Source organism: Kitasatospora sp. NPDC059803 (genome assembly GCF_042732255.1).
GTDB lineage: Bacteria > Actinomycetota > Actinomycetes > Streptomycetales > Streptomycetaceae > Kitasatospora.
Window position 1 is genome coordinate 5,958 of record NZ_JBHWIJ010000050.1, and the last position, 24,515, is coordinate 30,472.

Annotated in this window: 21 protein-coding genes and 1 pseudogene; 6 read left to right on the forward strand and 16 right to left on the reverse strand. The window is 75.1% G+C overall.

Translation table 11 applies throughout. The features are described from left to right. Positions 1-365 precede the first annotated feature (365 nt). Complete coding sequence (locus ACFV6I_RS11355) at positions 366-1,763, forward strand: streptophobe family protein (RefSeq protein ID WP_380343254.1); 1,398 nt, start codon at positions 366-368, stop codon at positions 1,761-1,763. A 21-nt stretch (positions 1,764-1,784) separates the two neighbouring features. Here ACFV6I_RS11355 and ACFV6I_RS11360 read toward each other — a convergent pair whose 3' ends face one another. The 4 genes and pseudogenes from ACFV6I_RS11360 to ACFV6I_RS11375 form a co-directional block, all read right to left on the reverse strand. Then, the gene (locus ACFV6I_RS11360; protein ID WP_380424638.1) at positions 1,785-2,159 is read right to left on the reverse strand and encodes a DUF1304 family protein; all 375 of its coding nucleotides are present in this window, start codon (positions 2,157-2,159) and stop codon (positions 1,785-1,787) included. Positions 2,160-2,230: 71 nt separating this feature from the next. Further along, positions 2,231-3,223: a serine/threonine-protein kinase gene (locus ACFV6I_RS11365; RefSeq protein ID WP_063351672.1), complete on the reverse strand. Its 993-nt coding sequence runs from the start codon at positions 3,221-3,223 to the stop codon at positions 2,231-2,233. A gap of 101 nt (positions 3,224-3,324) precedes the next feature. Continuing rightward, positions 3,325-3,927, reverse strand: a complete 603-nt coding sequence (locus ACFV6I_RS11370) for a hypothetical protein (protein WP_380343251.1) — start codon at positions 3,925-3,927, stop codon at positions 3,325-3,327. 129 nt (positions 3,928-4,056) lie between these two features. Then, a pseudogene (locus ACFV6I_RS11375) lies at positions 4,057-6,505 on the reverse strand (FHA domain-containing protein). Between the two features lie 214 nt (positions 6,506-6,719). Here ACFV6I_RS11375 and ACFV6I_RS11380 point away from each other — a divergent pair. Further along, positions 6,720-7,991: an acyltransferase gene (locus ACFV6I_RS11380; RefSeq protein WP_380424641.1), complete on the forward strand. Its 1,272-nt coding sequence runs from the start codon at positions 6,720-6,722 to the stop codon at positions 7,989-7,991. Positions 7,992-8,046: 55 nt separating this feature from the next. Here ACFV6I_RS11380 and ACFV6I_RS11385 read toward each other — a convergent pair whose 3' ends face one another. The 12 genes from ACFV6I_RS11385 to ACFV6I_RS11440 all read right to left on the reverse strand — a co-directional run bounded on the left by ACFV6I_RS11385 (position 8,047) and on the right by ACFV6I_RS11440 (position 19,887). Next, positions 8,047-8,835 (reverse strand): DUF3050 domain-containing protein, encoded by a 789-nt coding sequence (locus ACFV6I_RS11385; RefSeq protein WP_380424643.1) that lies wholly within the window; start codon positions 8,833-8,835, stop codon positions 8,047-8,049. Positions 8,836-8,868: 33 nt separating this feature from the next. Next, the gene (locus tag ACFV6I_RS11390) at positions 8,869-9,837 is read right to left on the reverse strand and encodes an alpha-ketoacid dehydrogenase subunit beta (RefSeq protein ID WP_380424645.1); all 969 of its coding nucleotides are present in this window, start codon (positions 9,835-9,837) and stop codon (positions 8,869-8,871) included. Beyond that, the gene (locus ACFV6I_RS11395; RefSeq protein WP_380424648.1) at positions 9,834-10,889 is read right to left on the reverse strand and encodes a thiamine pyrophosphate-dependent dehydrogenase E1 component subunit alpha; all 1,056 of its coding nucleotides are present in this window, start codon (positions 10,887-10,889) and stop codon (positions 9,834-9,836) included. Before ACFV6I_RS11395 ends, ACFV6I_RS11390 begins: the two co-directional genes overlap by 4 nt. After that, positions 10,886-11,800 carry a phytanoyl-CoA dioxygenase family protein gene (locus ACFV6I_RS11400; RefSeq protein WP_063350658.1) on the reverse strand — a complete coding sequence of 305 codons (915 nt, stop codon included), beginning with the start codon at positions 11,798-11,800 and terminating at the stop codon, positions 10,886-10,888. The genes ACFV6I_RS11395 and ACFV6I_RS11400 overlap by 4 nt, the downstream gene beginning before the upstream one ends. Before the next feature lie 33 nt (positions 11,801-11,833). Beyond that, on the reverse strand, positions 11,834-12,820 hold the full coding sequence (gene hppD / locus ACFV6I_RS11405) for a 4-hydroxyphenylpyruvate dioxygenase (protein WP_380343236.1): 987 nt from the start codon (positions 12,818-12,820) through the stop codon (positions 11,834-11,836). 42 nt (positions 12,821-12,862) lie between these two features. Next, a complete protein-coding gene (locus ACFV6I_RS11410) occupies positions 12,863-14,119 on the reverse strand; it encodes a beta-ketoacyl-[acyl-carrier-protein] synthase family protein (RefSeq protein ID WP_380424651.1) in 1,257 nt (418 codons plus the stop codon). Then, positions 14,116-15,738, reverse strand: a complete 1,623-nt coding sequence (locus tag ACFV6I_RS11415; RefSeq protein WP_380424654.1) for a class I adenylate-forming enzyme family protein — start codon at positions 15,736-15,738, stop codon at positions 14,116-14,118. The genes ACFV6I_RS11410 and ACFV6I_RS11415 overlap by 4 nt, the downstream gene beginning before the upstream one ends. Before the next feature lie 316 nt (positions 15,739-16,054). Continuing rightward, a complete protein-coding gene (locus ACFV6I_RS11420) occupies positions 16,055-16,672 on the reverse strand; it encodes a hypothetical protein (protein ID WP_380424657.1) in 618 nt (205 codons plus the stop codon). A 61-nt stretch (positions 16,673-16,733) separates the two neighbouring features. Next, positions 16,734-17,882, reverse strand: a complete 1,149-nt coding sequence (locus ACFV6I_RS11425) for a beta-ketoacyl synthase N-terminal-like domain-containing protein (protein WP_380424659.1) — start codon at positions 17,880-17,882, stop codon at positions 16,734-16,736. Next, a complete protein-coding gene (locus ACFV6I_RS11430) occupies positions 17,879-18,133 on the reverse strand; it encodes a hypothetical protein (RefSeq protein ID WP_079136142.1) in 255 nt (84 codons plus the stop codon). The genes ACFV6I_RS11425 and ACFV6I_RS11430 overlap by 4 nt, the downstream gene beginning before the upstream one ends. Continuing rightward, positions 18,130-18,417: a phosphopantetheine-binding protein gene (locus ACFV6I_RS11435; RefSeq protein WP_380377453.1), complete on the reverse strand. Its 288-nt coding sequence runs from the start codon at positions 18,415-18,417 to the stop codon at positions 18,130-18,132. Before ACFV6I_RS11435 ends, ACFV6I_RS11430 begins: the two co-directional genes overlap by 4 nt. A 33-nt stretch (positions 18,418-18,450) precedes the next feature. Further along, on the reverse strand, positions 18,451-19,887 hold the full coding sequence (locus tag ACFV6I_RS11440) for a class I adenylate-forming enzyme family protein (RefSeq protein ID WP_380424662.1): 1,437 nt from the start codon (positions 19,885-19,887) through the stop codon (positions 18,451-18,453). 180 nt (positions 19,888-20,067) lie between these two features. Here ACFV6I_RS11440 and ACFV6I_RS11445 point away from each other — a divergent pair, with 180 nt between their 5' ends. The 4 genes from ACFV6I_RS11445 to ACFV6I_RS11460 all read left to right on the forward strand — a co-directional run bounded on the left by ACFV6I_RS11445 (position 20,068) and on the right by ACFV6I_RS11460 (position 24,362). After that, on the forward strand, positions 20,068-21,162 hold the full coding sequence (locus tag ACFV6I_RS11445) for an alpha-hydroxy acid oxidase (protein ID WP_244293553.1): 1,095 nt from the start codon (positions 20,068-20,070) through the stop codon (positions 21,160-21,162). 49 nt (positions 21,163-21,211) lie between these two features. Then, on the forward strand, positions 21,212-22,006 hold the full coding sequence (locus ACFV6I_RS11450) for a class I SAM-dependent methyltransferase (RefSeq protein WP_063350664.1): 795 nt from the start codon (positions 21,212-21,214) through the stop codon (positions 22,004-22,006). Positions 22,007-22,131: 125 nt separating this feature from the next. Continuing rightward, positions 22,132-23,067 (forward strand): alpha/beta hydrolase, encoded by a 936-nt coding sequence (locus ACFV6I_RS11455; RefSeq protein WP_380424664.1) that lies wholly within the window; start codon positions 22,132-22,134, stop codon positions 23,065-23,067. Then, positions 23,064-24,362: a PLP-dependent aminotransferase family protein gene (locus ACFV6I_RS11460; protein WP_380424667.1), complete on the forward strand. Its 1,299-nt coding sequence runs from the start codon at positions 23,064-23,066 to the stop codon at positions 24,360-24,362. Before ACFV6I_RS11455 ends, ACFV6I_RS11460 begins: the two co-directional genes overlap by 4 nt. The last annotated feature ends 153 nt before the right edge of the window (positions 24,363-24,515 follow it).

Here is a 24,515-nt window from a genome sequence, read left to right on the forward strand (position 1 = left end):
GCCGCACGGCCCGCCCGCCCCGCCCGGCCGTTACCCACCCTCTCCCCCACCCGCCCGGCCCGGCCGGGATCACCCGGGCGGCCCCCCCACCTGCCCGCCGCTCGACGGGGGACCGGCCAGCGGGCCGGACGGGGGGCCGTGGGGCGGCTCGCTCGGCGGGCCGGACGGGGGCGGTTGGGAACTCATCGAGGCTCCGTTTCGCAGGCGGCCGGCGGATGCGCCGACCCGGGAAGCTCCTGCCACTGGCCTCCATTTCCCCCCGGCTCCCCACCCGCCGCAACAGCAGGTGCGGAAACCGTCGCCGAGCGTGCCCGCCGGGTGTCGGCCACCCTGGAACGCGAAGCCCGACGCACCGAGGAGGCGCCATGCAGCAGCCCACCACCCGGGTCGCGGGCCCGCCCGGCGCCCTGCGCGGCTGGCTGGACGCGCTCGCCGTGGTGCTGGCCGGGTTCGCCGCCATGGCGGCGGTCGCCGCGCTCGGCCTCTGGCTGGCCGGCGCCGACGACCTTCCGGGGGGCGGCTTCCCGGCCGTGCTGGCCGGGGCGGTGGCGCTGGCCGTCGGCGGTGCCGTCCAACTCGACGGCGGAGCAGGGCAGTTCGCCGCAGTGGATGCCGGGATCAGTGCCATGCCGCTGTCCGTCTCGCTGGCCGGTGCGGTGGTGATGGCCGAGGTGTTCCTGCGGCAGCTGCGTTTTCGCGCGGTGGCCGGCGGCGGCGAACTGCTCGGCCGGATCGCCCGCACGGTGGTGCTCTGGCTGGTCGCCCTCGCGCTGCTCACCCTCGGCGCCCGGCACACCTTCGTCGTCCCGCTCGGCGGCGACCTGGCGCAGACCATCGGCGGCGCGCTCGGGCTCACCCCGGAGGTCGGCTTCCACGCGGACGCCCCGAGCACGGTCGGCATCGGGCTGGCCTGGCTGCTCGTCGTCCTCGCGGGCACCTTCGCGGTGTCCCGGCGGGCGCCGCTGCCGCGCGCCCTGCTGCCCTACCAACTGGCCGTCCGCCCAGCCGCGTTCGCGCTCTGGCTGGTCCTGCTGGCGTACCTGGTGATCGGGCTGGCGGCCGGGGTGCTGACCGCGATCGTGCACGGCAACGCCCGGCAGACCCTGGCCGTGCTGCTGCTCGCCCTGCCCGACCTGGTCTGGCTGGCCTTCGGCGTCGGGCTCGGCGCGCAGTGGCACGGGCGGCTCAGCGGCGCGCTCGGCCTGCCGGTGCCCAGGCCGCTCGCCGAGGTGCTGCGGGCTCCGGACGGGCAGCAGGCCACCATCAGCCTGGGCACCCTCGCCGACCAGGACGCGCGCAGCTGGTGGCTGCTGCCGCTGGCCGCCGTGCTGCTGCTCGCGGCCGGCTTCCTCGCCGCGTACCGCTCGCCGCGTACCGTCCGGCTCCGGCAGCACGCCGTCCGGTTCGCTCTGGCCAGCGCGGTGACGGTGCTGCTGGTCGGGCTCTGGACCAGGGCGGACGCCGACTACGGGCTGTCGGTGCTCGGCGTCGGCGTCGGCCAGGGCGGCCTCGGCGACCTGATCGGCTCGCTCCTCGGCGGCGCCAACCCGCTGGCCGGCCTCGGCAGCGGCAGCCTCACCCTGCGCCCGGTGCTGTGGACGGCCGTCCCGCTGGCGGCGGGCTGGGGCCTGCTGGCCGGCGCGCTGGGCGCCCTGCTGGCCGCCCGCACCGGCCGCCGGGGCGAGGTCTCCAGCGGGGACGTCCCCGGTGGCGACGTCCCCGGTGGTGAGGTCCCAGGTGGCGAGGTGCCCGGGGCGGGGTGACGGCTGCCGGGCGGCGCGCGCTCAGAACGCCTCGGCGATGAGGATCGCCGCCGCCGGCAGCGCCTGGGCGAGGGCGCCGCGCCAGACCTTCGGCTCCGAGGCGAGGAGGGTGATCCCGCCGGCGGCCATGAACGCGGCGACGTAGCTGATCACGGCGCGGCCGGAGGCGGCGTGCCCGGTGTGCAGCAGGACCAGTCCGGCGACCAGGCCGAGCGCCAGGAACAGGTTGTAGAAGCCGACGTTGAAGCGCCACAGCCGGACCTCCGGCGCGTCCGCCGTGCTGCCGGTGAGCAGGAAGCGCACCCGCGGGTGGCCGTACAGGAAGCTCTCCAGCGGCCACGCGAGGAGGTGGACCGCGGCGGCGATCACGGCGAAGACCTGGCTCACGGCGTTCATGGCGGTCGGCTTCCTGAGGGGGCGGTTTCCTGGCGGGTCGGTTTCCTGGGGGGCGGTGGACGGTACGGCGCTCACCACGGCGGCGGGTGGACGACCGGGGCGGCCCACGCGGGCGGCTCGGGCACGACGGCTGCCGCGGCGAGCCCGGGGACGACCGCCTGGACGACCCGGGTCGGCGGCCCGTTCCCGCTCCCGCTCCACGCCCTCGGCGCGGCGCCGAGGCCGGGCACGACGGCGGTGGCCGCGCGCAGCTCGGCGACGAACTGCAGGCAGCTGGCGTAGCGGTCCTGGGGGGCCTTGGCGAGCGCCCGGGCGACCGCCGCCCCGACGGCGGCGGGCAGGTCGGGGCGGTGGTCGCGCAACGCGGGCGGCGGGTCGTTGAGGTGCGCCCAGAGCAGTGCCACGTCGCTCTCCCGGCGGAACGGCGGGGCGCCCGCGAGCATCTCGAAGACCACGCAGCCGAGGCCGTACTGGTCGCAGCGCCCGTCCAGCGGCTTGCCGGAGATCTGCTCGGGCGCGGCGTAGTCCAGCGTTCCGACGATCTGGCCGACGCTGGTCAGGCCGCTCAGCGAGAGGGACTTCTTGGTGAGGCCGAAGTCCGCCAGGTACAGGTGCTCGGGGTGCTCGCTGTCCGTCCCGGCGGCGACCAGCACGTTGCCGGGCTTGACGTCCCGGTGGACCAGGTCGTGGTCGTGCGCGGCGTCGAGCGCGGAGGCGATCTGCAGGGCCAGCTGGGCGGTCCGCTCGGCCGAGAAGGGGCCGCCCCGGTTCATCAGCCCGCGCAGGTCGCCGCCCTCGACGTAGCGCATCGCGATGAACAGGATGCCGTCGTGCTCGCCGGCCTCGAACACCGGGATGATGTGCGGGTGGTCGATCGCGGCGGCGGCCTCGGACTCGTGCATGAAGCGCTGCCGGAACACCTCGTTGCGGGCCAGTTCGGGGGCGAGCAGTTTGACCGCGACGGTCCGGCCGAGCCGCAGGTCCTTGGCCCGGTACACCACGGCCATGCCGCCGCGGCCGATCTCGCGCTCCAGCCGGTAGCCGGCGATCCGGCGCCCGACCATGCCGGCCGGCAGGCCGGGTGCGGACGGCCGGTCGGGGTGGTCGAGCTGGTCGGACTTATCGGCATGGTCAGGGTGGTCTTCGGGCACCCGTTCGGCCGGGGTCACGGCGCGCCCGGCCGGGTGGGGGCGTACGGAGCGGGCGCGGGCCCCGGCGGGACGGCGGGGGCGGGCGACGGCGTGGGGGACGGTGTGGGGGACGGTGTGGGCGACGACCCGGGCACCGGCCGGTCGGTGGCCGCGTACGTCTGGAGCTGGAGCCCGTCGCAGTAGCACCAGCGGTCGCGCACCGGGTCGAACACCCAGAGCGCCTCGGCGTCCACGACCAGGCCGATCCGCAGGCCACGGGTCCGCTCCCGGAAGGCCTCCAGGTCCAGGGCGCCCGCCGCGAGGTCCTCCAGCAGGGCCCGGTAGCGGGCCACCGCGGCCTCGGCCTCCACGAGCGCCGGGCGCGGGTCCGCCGTCCGGGCGGGCGGGCCCCCGGCGGTGGGCGGCGGCTCCGGGAGGGCGACCAGCAGCCGGCCGTCGACCCAGGCCGTCCAGCCGTTGGAGCAGAGGATCTGCGCCCAGTCGCCCTGCCGGGCGACCACCCGTACCGGCAGCAGCGCGTCCAGCCGGGTGGCGGGCCGGGCCGGGTCCGGGGCCGCCCAGGTGGCCATCCCGGCCGGTGGGGCGACGTGGGTGGGGCGGAACGCGAACTCGTCCATGGGCGGCTACATTTCCTCCGCCGCGCGAGCCCGCGGCTGCGCGCGGTCATAGCGATGGGACTCGCACCACAGGTCGCTTCCCACTGTACCGGCGGTGGTCGGCCGGGGCCCGGGGTCGCCCTTCGAGGCTCAGCGCCGCATGATCGCGGGCTCGTGCCGCCGCAGCAGGGCCAGCACCAGCAGCCCGTACGCGACCGCGAGGCCGGGCAGCACCGCGATGTCGAGCAGCCAGCCGGCGCGCTTGTGGCGGAACATCGGGTCGGCGGTGATCGCGGTCGGGAAGATGCCGTGCAGCTCGACGGTGCGGGCCATCGCGGCCATGCCCCAACGGGACGGGATCAGCCAGGCGAACTGCTCCAGCCCGGGCACGCCGTGCAGCTTGAGCATCAGGCCGCTGAAGACGATCTGCACCACCGAGAGGAGCACCAGCAGCGGCATGGTGGCCTCCTCCTTGTCCACGATCGCCGAGACCACCAGGCCGAGCATCATCGCCGAGAACGCCAGCAGCGCGACCGCGATGATCAGTTCGGGCAGCTGCGGCATCACCACCCCGGTCGGCACCGCCCAGGAGAGGTCCACCCCGGCCAGGCCGACCACGGTCAGCACGGCGGCCTGGGCGACCGTGACCGTGCCGAGCACCACCACCTTGGAGACCAGGTACGCCGATCTGGACAGTCCGACCACGCGCTCGCGGCGGTAGATCGCCCGCTCCTTGACCACCTCGCGCACCGAGTTGGCGGCGCCGGTCAGCAGGCCGCCGATGCACAGCGTGAGCAGGCAGTTCACGGCGTTGTCGGGGGTGAGTCGGGAGCCGGCCATCACCCGGCACATCAGGCCGATCACGAAGGGCAGCACCACCATGATGGTCAGGAACAGCCGGTCGGCGGCGAGCACCGCGGTGTACCGGCGCACCAGGGTGCCCAGCTGGGAGAACCAGCCCTGCGGCTTCTCCCAGCCGATCGGGTCCCGCCCGGCCGCCGGTGCCTGCGCCGGCCCCGCCGGCCCCCGCGCGGCCCGCTGCGCGGCCGGGGGGCCCCGCCCCGCCCGCCGCGGCGGGGCCGCCCCCCCCGCGCGCCCCCCCGCGCCCGGCCCCCCGCGTCAGGGACACCGCCTCGGCGGCGACGTACCGCTCGTACTGCGGGGAGCTGCGGAAACGGCGCTGCCAGGCCTCGTGGTCCTCGCTCTCGAAGGCCTCGAAGGCCTCCGGCCACTCCGCGAAGCCGAAGAACGCCAGCGCCTCGCCCGGCGGGCCGTAGTAGGCCGTCCGGCCGCCGGGGGCGAGCACCAGCAGGCGGTCGCACACGTTCAGGCTCAGCACGCTGTGCGTCACCACGACGACCGTCCGGCCGTCGTCGGCCAGCCCGCGCAGCATGTGCATCACCGAGCGCTCCATGCCCGGGTCCAGACCGGAGGTCGGCTCGTCGAGGAACAGCAGCGAGGGCTTGGTGAGCAGCTCCAGCGCGACGCTGACCCGCTTGCGCTGGCCGCCGGAGAGGCTGCCGATCACCTGGTCGGCCCGGCCGGCCAGGCCCAGCTCGTGGACCACCTCGACGACCCGGGCCTCCCGCTCGTGCTTCGCGGTGTCGCCGGGGAAGCGCAGTTCGGCGGCGTAGCCGAGCGCGCGGCGGACGGTGAGCTGGGTGTGCAGGATGTCGTCCTGCGGCACCAGGCCGATCCGGCGGCGCAGTTCGGCGTAGTCGCGGTAGAGGTCGCGCCCGTCGTACAGCACGGTGCCCTCGTCGGCGGGGCGCAGCCCGGTCAGGGCGTTGAGCAGGGTGGACTTGCCGGCGCCGCTCGGGCCGGCCACCGCCAGCAGCGCCTTCTCGGCGAGCGGGAAGCTCACGTCGTCCAACAGCACCCGGTGGTCGGACCCGACCCGGACCACCAGGTGCCGTACATCCAGGGAGATCTCGCCGGTGTCGGTGTACTCGACCAGGTGGTCGTCGGAGAGGCAGAGCGCGGAGTGGCCGATGCCGACGATGTCGGCCGGGCCGACCGGCGCCCGCTGCACCGGGCGGCCGTTGTGGTAGGTGCCGTTGTGGCTGTCCAGGTCGACGATCTCGTAGCCGCCGCCGGGCAGTTCGCGCAGTTCGGCGTGGTGGCGGGAGACCACCAGGTCGTCCAGGACCAGGTCGTTGTCGTGCGAGCGGCCGATCCGGACCGTGCGGCCGGGTAGCTGGAGCACCGAACTGGGGCTGCGGAAGGTGCCGGAGGCCTGCGGGGCGAGCAGGGAGGGCCGCTCGCCGGGGTCGGGGCGGGGCAGGCCGGCGAAGGTCGCGGACGGGCCGTCGGCCGGGTCGCCGAAGCGCAGCCGGGTGCCGGGGCCGATGTCCTCGCGGTCGACCCGGTGGCCCTGGTCGTAGGTGCCGTTGGTGCTGCCGACGTCCTCCAGCAGCCAGTGCCCGTCGGTGGCCCGCAGCACGGCGTGGTGCCAGGAGACCCGGGGGTCGTCCAGGACGATCTCGCTGGTCGGGTCGCGGCCGAGGTGGTAGGCCAGGGCCGGGTCGATCAGCAGCGACCCGGTGTCGGTGACCAGGACGAGGGGCGGCGCGGTGGGTGCGCCCGGGCGCTCTCCCATGCTGGGCATTCTATCGCCGCAGCAGTCCAGCGGCCTTTCCGGATCCCGGGATTGGACTGGACCACTGTGACGGCGCGGCACTATCGTTCGGCGTGCCCGCACGCCACCCGCAGAACAACCGGGGACGGAACGCATGAACAGTTGGCCGGTGTTGCGAAGATCCCGGACTGTCAGGGCCGGCCGCGCCCCCGGAACGGTGCTGCACTGCGGCCTGATGGACACCATGCTGGCGGACCTCGCCGTCTCGGTCGTGCTCTACTTCGACCAGGCGCTGGACGAGGACCGGCTGGCCGCCGGACTGGCCCGCGCACTGGACCGGGTGCCGGTGTTCGCCGGGCGGCTGCGCACCGGCGGGGGAGGCGCCCTCGAAGCGGTCTGCGACGACTCCGGCGTCCCGCTGGACGTCTACACCGTGGACGGCACGCTCGCCGAGGCGATGGGCCGGGTGACGGCCGCCGGCTCCGAACTGGTCGATCCGGTGGACGCCCCGGCCGCGCGCGGCGGCGGCGTCCCGCTGCTCACCGTCCGGGTCACCCGCACCGGCGACGGCGGGACGGTGCTGGGATGCTCCTGGCACCACGCGATCGGCGATCTGCACAGCTTCATGCTGCTGCTGCGGATCTGGTCGGCGGCGGTCGAGGACGAGGAGCTGCCGGAGGCCGAACTGGTCGAGGACCAGGACGAGTTGCTGGACCGGGTGCTCCCGGCCGAGGACTGCGGACGGCCCGGCTTCCGGGTGCCCTCGACGGCGCAGGCGCAGCTGCTGGCCCGCGAGGTGGCGGTCGGTCCGCGGGCCAATCGGACCGTCCAGATCTACTTCGGGGACGCCGAAGTCGAGCGGATGCGCGTGGAGTTCAGTGCGACGGCCGGCCGGCGGCTCTCCTCCGGTGACGTGCTCTGCGCCCATGTCGTCAGCACCATACGGGAGTTGGACGGCGACGGGGCGGAGCGCTGGCTGACCGTACCGGTCAACGCCCGGCGCTGGCTCGGACTCTCACCCGCCCTGGTGGGCAACCTGCTGGGCGACGTCCACGTGTCGCACCGGCCCGAGGACGGCCCGGCGGTGCTCGCGGGCGCGCTGCGGGCGGCGGTCGAGGAGTTCCCGGCCGCCCACCTCAACCTGCGTTCCAACCTGGGCTTCCTGGCCTCGCTCGGCCGCTCCCGGCTGCGGGACTGCGTGCCGCTGGGCTTCGACCCGCAGGAGCGCCGGTTCAGCTTCTCGAACTGGAGCCGGTTCGGGGCCTATCGGGTGAGCTTCCAGGGGCACCGGCCGGTGTTCTTCAGCCCGGCCGCCAACTACCCTCTTCCCTGGGTGAGTTGGACGGTCGAGGGGTTCGGCGGCGCCGGCTACCTGACCACCGTGGTGCTGCCGGCCCGGCTCGCCGCCCGGGTGCGGGGGGCGGAGGGCCGGGCCGCGCTGCACCGCTTCCGGACGGCGGCGGACGAACTGCCCGCGTCGGCCGCCGCCGTCCCGAAGGTGGTCTGAGCCGCACCGCGTAGTGCGAGGCACGACGCGCGGGGTGAGCCGCGCCCCGGCCGCGCTACGCGAAGGCGGCCTCGATCGCCGTCCACAGCTGCACCCGGGCGCGCAGCGCGGTGCGGACGGTCTCGGCGCACTCGTCCCACTTGGCCTGGTCGTCGCCGCACAGGTCGATCAGCATCTGCATCGCCATCGGGGTGTGCTGCTCGCCGTCCACCTCGATGTGCCGGGCCAGGTAGTCCTTGAAGACGGTGAGCACGCCGTCCGGGTCGTCGATGCCGACCACCTGGGCGAACATGTCCGGGATCAGGTCCTCGCGGCCGAAGGCGAAGGCGGCGGCCCGGCAGTGCACCGGCGCGTTCTCGATGATCGACCAGGTGGTGCCGGTGAAGTCGACGGCGGCCTGCGGCACCGCGGCGGCCTTCAGCGCCTCCGGGACGGCGGTGCCGGCGCCCAGCAGCCCCAGGAACTCCTCCACCGGGCCCGGGTCGGCGCCGGCCTGCCGCATGCCCTCGACGTACAGCTCGAAGTGGCTGGTGTAGCCCTCCCCGAGTTCGTCGCTCTCCTCGACCAGCACGATCTCGTTGATCAGCCGGCGGCTGGCGGTCGGCCCGCTCGGGACCCACGGGACCTCGACGCTGGTGAGGTCGCGCTGCAGGCTCTTCAGCAGCGACATGAAATCCCAGACCGCGAAGACGTGGCTGTCCAGGAAGGTGCGGACGCGCCCGATGCTGGTCAGCCCGCCGTACACGCCATGGCCGACCACCTCGCGGCGCAGCGGGTCGATGGCCTGCTGGAGGCTGGTCAGGCCGGGGTGCGAACGGTCCCAGTGGTAGCGGTTGGTGGACAAGGCGGCTCCTTCTGCTCGGGGGTCTCAGGGGTCTCAGGGGTGCTTGAGGACGGCGTGCAGGGCGTGGCGCAGCTGCTCGCGGCCGGGCTGCAGGGCGCGGTCGAGGGCGGGGGCGAACGGTAGGACGGTGCCGTCGGGGCGGGTGACCCGGCGGGGCGGGGCGATCAGGCGCATCTCCTCGGCGGCGGTGGCCAGCACCTCCGCGGCGAAGCCGCAGCTGCGGTTGGAGTCGTCGAAGACGACCAGCCGGCCGGTGCGTTCCAGCGAGGCGGCGAGCGCGGCCCAATCCATGGGGTACAGCGTGCGGGGGTCGAGGACTTCGACCGAGATGTCCTCGGCGACCTCGTCCGCCACGGCGAGCGCGTCGTGCACCAGGTGTCCGACGGCGACCACGGTGACGTCGGTGCCGGGGCGGTGGATCCGGGCCCGGCCGAGAGGGATCGGCGCGAGGTCCCAGGTGACGGTCTCGCGCACCGGGAGGGCGGCGGCGGGCGCGAACACCACGACCGGGTCCGGGTCGCGGATCGCGGATCGCAGCAGCCCGTAGGCGTCGGTCGGGGTGGCGGGCACCACGGTCTTCACCCCGGCGTGCGCGAACAGGCTGTACGGGTGGTCGGAGTGCTGCCCGGCCCAGCCGTCCCGGGAGCCCGAGCCGGGCACCAGGCAGGTCAGCGGGACGCTCGCCTGCCCACCGGTCATCAGCGAGAACTTGTGCGCCTGGTTGACGAGTTGCTCGAAGACCAGGAACAGCAGCGAGGGAATCTGGAACTCCAGCACCGGGCGCCGCCCGGCGAGCGCCGCGCCGATCGCCATGGCGGTGAAGGCCTGTTCGGACAGCGGGGTGTCGACGATCCGCTCGGGCCCGAATCGGTCCAGCAGGCCGAGCGTCGGGCCGGCCATCCCGGCGCCGATGTCCTCGCCGAAGACGCAGACCGCCGGGTCGTCGGCGAGTTCGTCGGCGATCGCCCGGTTGAGGGCCTTGGTGTACGAGAGCCTGGTCATGCCACCGCCCCGGCTCGGGGCCGCAGGCCGTCGGCGTACAGGTGGTCCGACGCGCCGGCCGGGTCGGGGTGTTCGGAGGCGAGGGCGAACTCCTCGGCGGCGGCGAGCTGGCGGGCCACCGCGTCGTCGACTTCGGCGACGGCCGGCTGCTCCAGCTGGGCGGCGGCCCGGGGGAGCGGGTCGCGGGCGCGCCAGGCCTCGACCTCCTCGGGGGTGCGGTAGTGCAGTTTCATCCGGCGTTCCATGGTGTGGTGGCCCTCGTAGCGGTAGGTGCGGCATTCCAGGAAGCCGGGGCCGCCGCCGGACCGGGCCCGCTCCACCGCGCGCAGGGCGGCGGCGCGGACGGCCTCGGTGTCCATGCCGTCCACCTCCTCGGCGGGGATGCCGAAGGCGGCCGCCCGCCCGGTCGCGCTGCCCGCGACCGCGGTGGCGGCGGGCAGTGTGGTGGCGTAGCCGTTGTTCTCGCAGACGAACACCACCGGAAGCTGCCACATCGCGGCGAGGTTGAACGACTCCAGCAGCACGCCCTGGTTGAGCGCGCCGTCGCCGAAGAAGGCCACCGCGACCCGGCCGTCCCCGGCCTGCCGGGCGGCCCAGGCGGCGCCGACCGCGATCGGGGCGCCGGCGCCGACGATGCCGTTGGCGCCGAGGATGCCCAGCGAGAGGTCGGCGGCGTGCATCGAGCCTCCCCGGCCGCCGTTCAACCCGTCGACGCGGCCGGCGAGTTCGGCGAGCAGCCGGTGCGGTGCGGCGCCCCGGGCGAGCACGTGGCCGTGGCCGCGGTGGGTGCTGGTGAGCCGGTCGGCGGGGCCGAGCGCCGAGCAGACGCCGACCGCGACGGCCTCCTGCCCGATGTACGGGTGGATGCCGCCGGGGATCGCGCCGGCCTTCACCAGGCCGAGCGCCAGCTCCTCGAAGCCGCGGATCAGCCGCAGCATCCGGTAGCGCTCGGCCGGCGTGTCCAGCGGCGCGGTGCTGGGAACCGCGGCACCGGGAGCAGTGGTGCCGGGATCCGCGGCGCCGGGGGGCACGGTCGCCGGGGGAGCCGTCACCGGGCCCCTCGCCAGATGGTCGGGCAGAACTGCGGGTCGGCGTAGTCGGGCCGGCCGTCGGCGGTGCGGCGCACCAGCACGTCGTGGTTGTACACCACCGGGCCGCCGTCCGCCCGGGTGTGGTGGCGGTACTCGTTCGCGCCGTCCTGAAGGTGCAGCGAGACGGCCCGGCGCGGGAAGGAGGCCAGGTTGGGGCCGCTGCCGTGGTAGGTGCGGCAGTGGTGGAAGGACATGTGGCCGCGCGGGATGTGCATCGGGACGATGCGCACCTGCTGCCCGTTGTGGGCGGCGTTGGCGGCCAGGATGTCGTCGAGTTCGGTGCGGTCGCGGTCGGCGAAGTGGCGGGTGGAGTCCTCGCCGGAGTCCAGCTCCCGCCAGCGGTGGCTGCCGTCCACCATGGTGATGGTGCCGTTCTCCTCGCGGCAGTCGTGGAACGGGATGAACGCGGTGAGCATCTCCTCCGAGGTGGAGGTCTGCCAGTAGTGCTTGTCGAAGTGCCAGGGCACCTGGTTGCTCGGCTCCCCGGGCACCGGCGGCTTGTAGATCAGGGTGGCCTGGAACACCCGGATCTCCTCGGCGCCGGCCAGCAGGGCGGCGACCGCGCCGATCAGCGGCTTGCGCAGGATCGCGCCGATGGCGTCGCTCTCGTAGTGCACGTAGTCGTTGTGCCGCTGGATCGGGCCCTGCGAGGGCTCCCAGGCGGCCAGGCGCGGCGGGCGGGCGGGCAGTTCGCGGTCGCGGTGGCCGCCGTAGTAGAGCTCGGTGGCGGCCTGGAGGGTGTCCAGTTCCTCGTCGCTGAACAGCTTCCGGGACAGGTACCAGCCGTGCTCGCGGTAGTGGGCCACCTCCTCGGGCGTGGGCAGCAGGGCGTGTTCGGCCTCACTGAGGCGGAACTCGACGGCGGTGGTCATGGGGTGTGCCCCTTCTTGAGGTGTGGGCGGCGGTCAGACGGCGGCGTCGGAGCTCTGCCGCTCGACGGCCTCGTACAGGGCCTTGATGTTCGCGGTGCCGAAGGTGCCGGCGCCCTGGCGCTCGATCAGCTCCAGGAAGTACGTCCGCCGCGGGTGGGTGGAGCGGACGAAGATCTGGAACAGCTGGCCGCCGTGGTCCTGGTCGACGAGCACGTGCAGGTCGCGCAGGGTCTCCACCGGGATGGCCGTCTCGCCGAACCGCTCGGCCAGGGCGTCGAAGTAGGCGCCCGGGGTGCTCAGGAACTCCACGCCGTTGGCCCGGGCGGTCCGGACGGCGGTGGCGATGTCGCCGGTGCGGAAGGCCAGGTGCTGTACTCCGGCGCCGTCGTGGGAGGCCAGGAACTCGTCGATCTGGCCGGGCCGCCGGGTGGTGTCCGGCTCGATCAGGGTGAAGGTGACCTCGCCGGAGGCGCTCTGCACCACGCTGGAGTCCATGGCCTGCTGGCCGACCTCGATGTACTCGCCGAAGATCCGGTGGAAGCCGAGCGCGGCCTCGCAGAACCGTACGGCGTCGGCGAGTTCGCCGGCCGGGACGCAGATCGCGACGTGGTCCAGGGCGTCCAGCAGGCCCGGCTCGTCGGCGGGTTCGGCCGAGGGCAGCGGCACGAACCGCAGGGCGGTGTCGCCGAAGCCGGCGATCAGCCCGCCGGTCCGGTCCAGCACGCGGGCGCCGTGCCGCTCGGCGCGCTCCAGCGCGGCCTGCGGGTCGGTGCAGGCGAGGGCGAGGGCGGCGACGCCGTCCCCGTGCCGGGCGACGAAGCCGGCCACCGGGTGGTCGGGGTCGGCGGCGGAGGCCAGGTGCATCCGGATCGAGCCCTGGCGCAGCCGGATGGTGCGGGCGCCGTCCGGTGCGGTCTCCGGGGCGTCGGCGGTGAAGTCGAAGTCGGCGCAGAGCCCGGCCGCGGTCTTGTCGGCGTCCGCGCAGTGGAACTCGACGTGGGTGATGGACTGGATGGACAACGGGATCTCCCCCGGAGGGATGGAAGGGCGTGGATCGGCGCGCTACTTGGCGGCCCGGGTGGACGCCGGGCCGAGGATCAGGCTGAGGTTGTGGCCGCCGAAGGCGAAGGCGTTGCTCAGCGCGGCGCGCACCGGTGCGGACCGGGCCCCGCCCCGGATGTGGTCCAGGTCGCAGGCCGGGTCGGGGTCGGTCAGGTTGAGTGTCGGCGGCAGCGTCCCCCTCGCCACCGCCAGGGCGGTCACCACCGCCTCCAACGCGCCTGCGGCGCCGAGGAGATGGCCGGTGGCGCCCTTGGTGGAGCTGACCGCGGGCGGGTGCGCGCCGAAGACGGCATGCAGGGCGGCGGTCTCGGCCACGTCGCCGAGCTTGGTGCCGGTGCCGTGGGCGTTCACGTAGTCGATGTCGCCCGGTGCCAGGCCCGCGTTGGCGAGTGCGGAGCGCATCGCGTCGGCGGCGCCGGAGCCGTCGGGGCGGGGCATGGTCGGGTGGTGGGCGTCGGTGGAGGCGCCCCAGCCGATGACGTCCGCGTACCCGGCGGCGCCGCGGGCGTCGGCGTGGTCGGCGCGTTCCAGGACGAGGACGGCGCTGCCCTCGCCGAGCACGAAGCCGTTGCGGCGGGTGTCGAAGGGCCGGCTGGCCTGCTCCGGATCGTCCCAACCCTGGGCGAGCGCGCGGGCGTTGGTGAAGGCGGCGGCGATGGTCGGGTGCAGCGAGGACTCGGTGCCGCCGCACACCACCACGTCCGCGTCGCCGGAGCGGATCAGCCGCAGCCCCTCGGCGACGGCCTGGGCGCCGGCCGCGCAGGCCGTTACCACGGCCGAACTGTAGCCGCGGATCCCGTGTTTGATGGCGATCCGGGCGGTGGCCATGTTGGAGAGCATGCCCGGCAGCAGGTACGGGCTGACGCCGGGGCGGCCGCGTTCCAGCCGGCGGTGCGACTGCTGCTCGAAGGTCTCCAGTCCACCGCCGCCGGTGGCCAGCACCACGGCGGTGCGGTGCGGGTCGGCGTCCCGGCCGACGACCAGGCCGGCGTCGGCGAGCGCGTCGTCGGCGGCGGCCAGGGCGAGCAGTACGAAGCGGTCCACGCAGCGGGTCTCGGTGGGCGGCAGCACCTCGCGGCCGTCCACGGCGGGGGCGATCCCGGCGGCGGGCAGCCAGCCGTGCGCGGCGTGGCCCTCGGGGACGGCGGTCAGTCCGGAGCGCCCGGCGTTGAGCGCGTCGAACACCTCGGCGGGCTTGCGGCCGAGCGGCGAGACCAGGCCGAGGCCGGTGACGACGGCGCCCTCGCGGCGGGTCATCGGGCACCGGCCGCGGCGTCGAGGTAGCGCTGGCGCAGCAGCACCTTGCGGACCTTGCCGGTGGGGCCGAGCGGGATGTCGTCCCCGGAGACGACCAGCACCTGGCGCACGGTCGCGGCGGCGGCCTCGTCCAGGGCGGCGATGACGTCCTTGGTCCGGTCGGCGGTCGGGTCGGCGTCGGCGGCGAGGATCAGCAGCACGTCGGTGACCACGCGCTCGCCGTCCCGCACGGCGACCACCGTGCAGTCCGCCACGTCCGGGCGGGCGGCCAGCACCCGCTCCACCGACATGGCGGTGAACAGCCGCTTGCCGTCGCCGATTTCGACGGAGTCGACGGCCCGGTCGACGTGGTAGTAGTAGCCCTCCTCGTCCCGGTACATCAGGTCGCCGGTGAGGAAGCGGCCGCGGATCCGGGTGCGGAAGGTGGTGGCCGAGTCGTTCCAGTAGCCGAGCGCCAGGGTCGGTGAGGAGGTGGCGAGTTCGCCGACCTCGCCGGGGCCGAGCGGCTCGCCGTCCGGGCCGACCACCTCGCAGTCGACGAAGGCGTGCGGGCGCCCGACGCAGCGCCCGTAGCGCTCGGTGCCGGGGCCGTGGGTGATGAAGAAGTGCGAGTGGCCCATCTCGGTGGAGCCCAGGCCGTCGACGAACAGCGAGCCCGGCGTCCGGGTGCGGCCCGCGCGGGTGACGGACTCCCGGCTGCCGGTGGCGATCAGGCGGCGGATGTGCACCTCGTGCGCGCAGTCGCCGGTGTTCCACCACAGGGCGACGGTGGCGAGGTCCCGGGCGGCGAGGTCGTGGTGGGCGAGTTCGGCCCAGGTGGCGGCGAAGCCGATCACCCCGGTGGGCCGCCACTGCTCGATCGCGTCCAGCACCCCGGCGCCGGACTGCCGTGACAGCACGGCGAGTTCGGTGTGCGAGCTGAGCGCCAGGTTGAGCGCGATCAGGGTGGCGGCGTGCGGCGCGGGCAGTGCGCTGAGCATCCGGTCCTGGCCCTGCGGGCGGGGCAGCCGCAGCCGGTGGCGGATCGCCGCGTACAGGCTCGCGTGCGAGTGGACGACGGCCTTGGGCATTCCGGTGGTGCCGGAGGAGTGGGTGATCGCCACCGGGTCGCCGGACCAGTGCCGGTACGGCTCGGGGGCGGCGTCCGGGTCGCCCGCGCCGAGGGTGGAGATCTCGGGCAGCAGCGGCGCGCCGAGGTCGTGGCCGGCCAGCGCGGCCAGGTGGGCCGGGTCGGCGAGGACGCCGACGGCGCCGAGGCGGGCGATGTAGCGGGCGGCCCGCTCACCGTCCACGTTGGGGTTGAGCAGCGCGGGGATGGCGCCGAGCCGGGTCAGGGCGAGGAAGACGAGCACGTGGTCGGCGGCGTCGCTGGCGAAGACCACCACCGGGTCGCGCCGGGTGATGCCGAGGGCGTGCAGGGCGGCGGCGCGGGCCCGGACGGCGCGGTCGAGCTCGCGCAGGGTGAGCGGCTGCCAGGCGGGGTGGTCGTCCACCGGGGTGTCGAAGGTCAGCAGCGGTTCGTCGAGGCCGAGGCCGAGTGCGAGCCGGGCGGTCAGGACGTTGCCGGCGCCCACGTCGGGGTCGTCCGCGATCAGGCTGCGGACACTGCGGATGGTCACGGGGTGGATCCCTCCCTCGGGGCCGGAGACGGCCCGGGCGGCTGATCGGTTGGCGTGGGTCGGGCGGCCGCGCGGGCGGCGCAGGGTGTCGGCGAACGGTGTCGGCGGGTGTCGGTGGGCTGTCGGCGGGTGCGACGGGGCCTGGGTGGGTGACGGGGCCGGGTGCTGGTCTGCCGGGTGCGGCTGCTTCAGTCGTCGGGCCTCGTCCGTGGGTACGGCCGGCGGTGGCCGGACGGTTCAGCCGGTGACTCGGGCGGTGACTGAGGCGGTGACTCGGGCGGTGACTGAGGCGGTGACTGAGACGGTGACCAGGACGTCAGCCGGTGACCAGGACGGCCACCGCGTGTCCGGCGGCCTCGCCCGGTCCGTCGTCGCCCGGTTCGGCGGCGATGACCAGCACCTGGTCGGCGTCGCCGTCCGCGAGGAGCAGCGCCGCGAGGTCGAGCGCGTCCGCGGGCACCTGCCCGGGGACGGCGTGGGCCGGGCTGATCGCCACGACGGGGCCGGTCAGGCCCCAGCGGGCGGCGATGTGCCCGAGGACGGCGTTGGGGTTGGACTGGAAGAACAGCAGCGGTGCGGGGCGCCGTCCGGGTTCGGCGCTCTGGTCGATGGCCCGCGCGGTGGCGCGGTCGCCGCCGGCGCTGGCCAGCAGCAGTGCGGTCCGCCCGGGGGCGGGCGGGGCGCCGTGGTGGGCGCGCAGGCAGCGGTCGGCGGTGTCGGCGACCAGCGGGTTGAAGCCGGAGGCGGCGAAGCCGGGCAGCGGTGGCGGTGGGCCGGCCAGGTCGGGGTCGGCCGAGCCGGGGTCGGGTCGGCGGGCCTCGGCGAGGACCCGCAGCCGGGCGGCGGCCGGGGCGGGTGCGGCGCCGACGTTCGTGGCGTCGGGGTCTGTGGCGTCGAAGGCCGTGGTGTCGGAGGCTGTGGCGTCGGTGGTCATGGTGTGGGTGCCGGGGTACGGGGTCGGCGCCGTCGGGCGGCGGGGGGGGTCCGGTGGCCGGTCATGCGGGGGCCACCAGCAGGGCGGTGTTGGCGCCGCCGAAGGCGGAGTTGAGGCTGAGCGCGTAGCGGGGGCGGGCGGCGCGGGGGCCGTCCAGGACGAGGTCCAGGCCGACGTCCGGGTCCGGGCCGAGCCAGCCGGCATTGACCGGGAGCAGCCCGGTGTCCAACGCGCCGATGGTGACGGCGAGTTCGAGCAGGGCGGAGGCTTCCAGGGCGTGCCCGTGGACGGATTTGCTGGAGCTGACCGGGAGTTCGGCGGTGTGTGCGCCGAAGACCCGGCGCAGCGCGCTCGCCTCGGCCTGGTCGGCGAGGGTGGAGCCGGTGCCGTTGGCGTTGACGTAGCCGACCTCGGCCGGGGCGACGCCGGCGCGGGTGAGCGCGGCCTCGACGGCCCGGGCGACTCCGGCGCCGTCCGGTTCGGGGCGGCACACGTGGTGGGCGTCCCCGGCCCGGCCCCAACCGGCCAGCCGGGCGAGGGCGGCGGCGCCGCGCCGTTCGGCCGCCGGGGCGGCCTCGACCAGCACGGCGGCGGCCGCGTCGCCGAGCAGGGTGCCCGTGCGGCCGGTGCTGAACGGGCGCAGCTCGCCGTCCCGGGCCAGCGCGCGGCCGGCGTCGAAGACGGCGAAGACGCCCGGCTCGACCAGGTGCCCGGCCGCGACCAGGACCCGCTCGTGCCGCCCGGTGGCGACCAGCGCCGCGGCGTCCGCGACGGCGGTCGCGGCTGCCACGCAGGCGCCGGTGTACACCCGGGTGACGCCCGCGGTGCCCCAGGCGGCGCGGACGCCGGCGGCCACCGCGTCGGCGGTGCCCCTGGTCCGTTCGTCGCTGTGCAGGGCGAGCAGGACGGGCGTGTCCGCGCCGTCGGCGGCGGTCAGTCCGGCCTGGCGGCAGGCCTGGCCGACGGCGTCGAGCACCGCGCGGGCCAGCGGGAAGGTGTGCGCGAGCGGCACGTCGTCGGGCAGCAGGGCGGCCCGGGTGGTGCGGCGGGCGCTCACGTCGAAGCGGGTGACCGGGCCGAAGGCGGTCTTGCCGTGGGCGGTGGCCTCGGTCAGCGGGCCGAGTCCGCGCCCGGCGGCGCTGAGTACGCCGAGCCCGGTGACCACCGGCCGGCCGCGCGGCCGGTGCGCGGAGGGCGCGCCGGTGGTCATGGCCGGGCGCCCACACGTTCGGCCAGGACGGCCGCGCGCAGCAGTTCGGTGGCGTCGTCGACCGTCCGGACGGCGCCGAAGCGGTCGTCGTCGAGGTCCACCTGGATGCCGTAGCGCTGTTCGAACTCGGCTATGAGCCAGGTGAGTTCGAGCGATCCGAGGTCGTCGGGCACGGTGTCGGCGGCGCGCTGCCCGAACGCCGCCAGCATCGCGCGGACCTCGGCCCGGTCGGGGAGGGCGGAGCCGCTCACGCCGGGCTGCCGGCGGTGGCGGTGGCGGTGGCGGCGCTGGCGTCGATCCGCTTGACGACGTCGGCGGTGAACTCGTCGAGCGTCATCAGCGCGGTGGTCTCCATCTCGTCGAGGTCGAACTTGATCCCGAACTCGTCCTCGACCTGCACCGACAGCTCGGCCAGCGCGAGCGATTCGAGGTCCAGCCCGGCCGGGCCGAGGTCGGTGTCCCCGGTGACCTCGGAGACGTCGTACTGCATCTCGGTGAGCGAGGCGAGGACGAACTCGCGGACGCGGTCCTGCATGGTGTGGCTCCTTGTCGGGGTGCGTGCGGTGGATCAGAGCGCGGCGGCCGTGGCGGTGCTGCGCAGGGCGGCCGGGTCGCGCAGGAGTTTTCCGGTGGCGGTACGGGGGAGCCGGGGCAGCAGGGCGAGCCGTCGCGGCCGCTTGTAGGCGGCGAGCCGGCGGGCCAGCCCGTCCTGGACGAGGGCGAGGTCGGCGTCGGGTTCGGTGGCGAGGTAGGCCTCGATCGCGCCGTCCTCGAAGACCACGACGGCCTCGCGGACCTCGGGCAGCGCGGTGAGGGTCTGCTCGATCTCGGTGAGGTCGACCTTGAGGCCGCCGATCGAGACCTGTGAGTCCAGGCGGCCGAGGACGGTGACCAGGCCGGTGGCCGGGTCGAGTTCGGCCGCGTCGCGGGTGTGCAGCCAGCCGTCCGACCAGCGGGTCGGGTCGTCCAGCCCCGGGTAGGGCGAGGCCTCCGTGCCGATCCGCAGCTCGCCCGTGACCAGCCGCAGCCGCATCCCGTGGACGGGCTGCTTGGCCGGGTGGAGCGTGCCGGACAGGTCGGTGGCGATGACCCCGGTCTCGGTCATCCCGTACATGGTGCCGAGCGGGACGCCGTAGCGGTCGGCGAACAGCGCGGGCAGGCCCGGGCGGACCAGTTCGCCGGCCACGATCATCCGTCGCAGCCCCGGCAGCGCCGGGGGGTTGACGGTGCCGGCCAGCAGTTCGGCGTGGAAGGGTACCCCGATGACGGTGGTCGGCCGGTCGCCGGCGGCGACCGCGGCGAGGATGCCCGCCGCCGTCATCCGCTCGGGCACGGTGAGCGCGACCCGCGCGTGCAGACTGTTGAGCAGTCCGCCGACCAGGCCGAGCACGTGCACCACGGAGGACAGCAGGACGACCCGCTCGCCCTCGCCGGGGAACTCCACCAGCCTGTGGTAGCAGTCGAGTTCGCGGAGCAGGTCGGAGGCCGTGCGGGCGATGACCTTGGCCGGGCCGGTGGACCCGGAGCTGAGCTGGATCAGCGCGTGCCCGGTGCGGGCCGGGAGTCCGTCCGGCAGCCGGACGGCCACCGGCTCGACCTCGGAGAAGCCGCGCAGGGCCGCCGCGGGCCGGTGGGCGGAGCCTACCAGGACCTGCGGAGCCAGCCGCGCGACCGCCGCGTCGACCTCGTGGTCCGTCAAGCGGTGGTCGAGCAGCGCCACTTGGGCGCCGAGCCGCCAGCACGCCAGCAGCACCGTGACGAACGCCACCGAGGGCGGCAGCCGTAGCGCGGCGGTGCCGCCGGGGCCGAGTCCGGCCGCGGCGAGGTGCGCGGCCTGTTCGTCGACCAGGGCGCGCAGGGCGTCCCGGTCGAGTGGTCCGCCGAGATGCAGGCACTCCTCGCCTCCGGGGCCGGCCAGCAACAGCCGGTCGACCCAGGCGTCCGGGGCGTCGGCGTGCGGCGGTGAGGAAGGCGGAAGTGAAGAGGGGGAAATGCCGGTCAACACCGCTCCACACAAGTGAGGGGATTTGACATGAACGCCGTTCACAACCAAAACGGTCAATTCCGTTGCCAGACGATTGCACAGACGTTTGGTCAAATCAAGGTCTATACCAATGTGGTTGTTGCTCCTACGCTGCCGAACCGGGGCTGGTCCACGCGTGGCCGCCCGGAATCGAGGACGCCCGTGGGAGAACTCACGCTGGCCGGGATGGAGCACGCCGCGCGCGCGCAACTTTCCCCGGAAATATGGGACTTCATCGAGGGTGGCAGCGGCACGGAACGCACCGTGGCGGCGAACCGGGAAATGTTCGCGCGCTATGCACTGCGCCCGCGCACGATGGTCGACGTCTCCGACTGCTCGCCCGGGCGCACGCTGCTCGGCGCGCCGCTCGGCCTGCCGGTCGGCATCGCCCCGATGGCCTACCACCGGCTGGTCGACCCGGAGGGCGAGACCGCCACCGCGCGCGCCGCCGGCCGCGCCGGGGCCCTGCTGGTCGCCGGCATGTTCGCCAGCCGCACCCTGGAGGAGATCGCGGCCGCCGCCACCGGCCCGCTCTGGCTCCAGCTGTACTGGCTGCGCGAACGCGCCGCGCTCGCCGCCCTGGTCGAACGCGCCGAGGCGGCCGGCTACTCCGCGCTCGTCCTGACCGTGGACGCCCCCAGGATCGGCCGCCGCCTGCGCGACCTGCGCAACGGCTTCGCGATCCCGCCCGCCGTCCGCGCCGTCAACCTGGACCAGGACCTGATGTCCGCCAGCCACCGCGCGACGCACGGCGGTTCGGGCATCGCCGAGCACGCCCGCGAACAGTTCGACCCCACCCTGACCTGGGCCGACCTCGCCTGGCTGCGCGCCCGCACCCGGCTGCCGCTGGTCCTCAAAGGCATCCTGACCGCCGAGGACGCCCGGCTCGCCGCCGAGCACGGCGCCGACGCCGTCGTGGTCTCCAACCACGGCGGGCGGCAACTCGACGGCGCACTGCCCTCCCTGGCCGCACTGCCCGAGGTCGTCGACGCGGTACCCGCTGACCTGCCGGTGCTGCTCGACGGCGGGGTGCGCACCGGCGCCGACATCGCCGTCGCGCTCGCCCTCGGCGCCCGCGCCGTCCTGGTCGGCCGTCCGGTGTTCTGGGGCCTCGCCACCGAGGGGGAGGCCGGCGTGCACCGCGTCCTCGACCTGCTGCGCGAGGAACTGGAGCACACCATGGCCCTGTTGGGCCGCCCCCGGCTCGCCGACCTGGACCGCACGGCCCTCGCCCCCTGGCCCTGCCCGGCCCGCTGAACCGCGCACGGCCCGCACCACGTTGTCCTTACTGGATGGAGAACAGCAGATGACCGAACCGACCCCCGAGACCGAACGCAATGACCCTTTCCCCGGCTGGGACTGGGACGACCCCGACGGCCTCGCCACCCGCCTGGACGCCTTCAGCGAGCAGGTCGCCACCTGCGACACGCTCGAAGCGCACCCCGGCGGGCTGCCCCGCGACCACGCCGGATTCCGCGAACTCGGCCTCACCGGAATCGAGTTCGCCGCCTTCCGGACCGCCCACCCGGAAGGACTCGGCACCGACCTCACCGCCCTGCGCAGCCCCGGCGCCGCCACCGAACCCGGCACCCTCTACCGGATCGACGGCGACCGCTGGTTCACCCAGCTCGACATCGGCCGGCCGCTGCCGTTCGCCGACGCCAGCGTCGACTGGGTCTACGCCGAGCACCTGATCGAGCACGTCACCATGCCGGTCGCGGTCGGCTGGCTGCGCGAGGCCCGCCGCGTCCTGCGCCCCGGCGGCGTGCTGCGCCTCACCACCCCGGACCTCGCCCGCTACCTGGCCGGCTACGCCAACGGGGACGGCTTCCTCGCCAAGCACCGCCGCCGCCTCACCACCCTCGGCTTCGGCCCGCCGATGCCCGCCCGCCCGGCCTTCCTGGTCAACCAGATCTTCCGTTACTACGGGCACCAGTGGATCTACGACCTGGACGAGCTGCGCCACGTCCTCGCCCTCGCCGGCTTCGAACCGGAGCGGATCCGCCACTGCGCCTACCGCCAGGGTGCCCGCCCCGACGTCGCCGACCTCGACACCGCGTTCCGCACCGACGAGACCGTCTACGTCGAAGCCGACCGCTAGGCCCGTAGACCCCTAGGCTCGTCAGGCCCTCGGGTCCTGAGGCCCTCAGCTCCTCAGGCCCTGAGTCCGCCCGCCGACGCCCCCGCACCGGATCTGTGCCGAATCTGTACCGAACGGGACCACCCATGCCCCTGCACCCCCAGGCCGAGGCGCTGCGCGCCCGGCGCGCGAGCAGCGGTGCGCCGCCGCTCTACACCCTCACGCTGGCCGAGGCCCGCGCCGCCGACCTCGCCGACATCCGCGCCGCGGCCGGGAGCCCCGAGCCGGTCGCCGCCGTCGAGGAGCACCGCATCCCCGGACCGGGCGGCGAACTCGCCCTACGGCTCTACCGTCCCGAGTCGCCCGGCCGTCAACTGCCGGCCCTGCTCTATCTGTTCGGCGGCGGGTGGGCCCTCGGCTCGCCCGACACCAGCGACGCGATCTGCCGCCGGCTGACCAACGCGGCCGGCTGCGTCACCGCCTCCGTCGGCTACCGGCTCGCCCCCGAACACCCCTTCCCCGCGGCCGTCCAGGACTGCCGCGCCGCGCTGTACTGGCTCGCCGCACACGCCGGCGAACTCGGCGTCGACCCGGGCCGGCTCGCCGTCGGCGGCGACAGCGCCGGCGGCAACCTCACCGCCGCCCTCACCCTGATCGCCCGCGACGAGAACGGCCCGGCCCTGCGCCACCAGCTGCTCGTCTACCCCAACACCGACCACGCCGCCGACACCCCCTCGCTGCGCGAGCACGACGACCCGATGCTCTTCAACCGCCGCTCGGTGGACTGGTACTGGGGCCACTACCTGGCCGACCCCGCCGACGGCGCCCACCCGCACGCCTCCCCGCTGCGCGCCCCCGGTCTGGCCGGACTGCCGCCCGCGACCGTCATCACCGCCGAGTACGACCCGCTGCGCGACGAGGGCGAGCAGTACGCCGAGGCGCTGCGCGCGGCCGGGGTGCCGGTGGAGAGCCGCCGCTACGACGGCATGCCGCACGGCTTCTTCGCCATGACCGGCACCCTGGACGCGGCCGCCGACGCCCAGCGCTACGCCGCCGAGCGGCTGCGCGAGGCCCTGCGGTGAGCGCGCCCGAGCCCCTGCCCCTGGCCGACCTGCACGCCAGCCTGGCCGACCCGCTGCTGGACGCGATGACCTTCCTCAACGAGGTCACCACCCGCTACCCCGACGCCGTCTCCTTCGCCCCCGGCCGCCCCTACGAGGGCTTCTTCGAACCCGAGGACGTCCCCGCCTACCTGGACACCTACCTCGCCCACCTGGCGGCCCGCGGCCTCGACCGGGACGCCGTGCGCACCGCGCTGTTCCAGTACGGCCCCACCAAGGGGATCATCGCCGACCTGGTCGCCCGCACCCTCGCCAACGACGAGGGCCTGGAGGTGGCCCCCGAGGCCCTGGTGCTGACGGTCGGCGCCCAGGAGGGCATGCTGCTCACCCTGCGCGCCCTGTGCGCCGGCCCGGACGACGTCCTGCTGGTCAGCTCGCCCTGCTACGTCGGCGTCACCGGCGCCGCCCGGCTGCTCGACCTGACCACCCTGCCCGTCCCCGAGGGCCCGGCCGGCGGCCCCGACCCGGAGGCCGTGCGCGCCGCCGCCCGGGCCGTGCGGGCCGAGGGCCGCCGCCCGCGCGCCCTCTACGTCGTCCCGGACTTCGCCAACCCCTCGGGCACCAGCATGCCCGTCGCGGCCCGCACCCGGCTGCTGGAGACGGCCGCCGAGGAGGGCCTGCTCGTCATCGAGGACAACCCGTACGGCTTCTTCGCCCGTGACCCGGGGGAGCGGCCGACGCTCAAGGCGCTCGACCGCCGCCGCCAGGTGGTCTACCTGGGCTCCTTCGCCAAGACCTGCTTCCCCGGCGCCCGCCTCGGCTACGTCGTGGCCGACCAGGAGGTGGCCGGCCCCGGCGGGCGGCGCACCCTGCTGGCGGACGAACTGGCCAAGCTGAAGAGCATGACGACGGTCAACACGCCCGCGCTCAGCCAGGCCGTCATCGGCGGCATGCTGCTGCGCCACGACTGCCGGCTGCGCGCCGCCAACGCCGCCTCCACGGCCCACTACGCGGCCGGCATGGACACCCTGCTGCGGGAGCTGGACCGGCACTTCCCGGCCTCCGAGCGGCGCCGGCTGGGCGTGTCCTGGAACCGGCCCGAGGGCGGCTTCTTCGCCGTGCTGACCGTCCCGTTCGCCGCCGACGACGCGGCGATGGAACGCTGCGCCCGCGGGTACGGGGTGCTGTGGACGCCGATGGCGCCGTTCTACCCGGCGGGCGGCGGGGAGCACCGCCTGCGGCTCTCGATCAGTTCACTGACGCAGGCTCAGATCATCGACGGTGTGGCCAAGTTGGCGGCGTTCATCGCCTCCTGAGCGATCGCTTCCTGGGCAATCGCTTCCTGAGCGGCGCTGGCGGCAACAGCAGGAGGGGGGGGGCGCGGGTGCCCGGGCCCCCCCCACCGGTCGGGGGTGAGCGCACCCCCGGGGGCTAATAACCCGCCCACCACGGCACCAGGCGAGTATAAA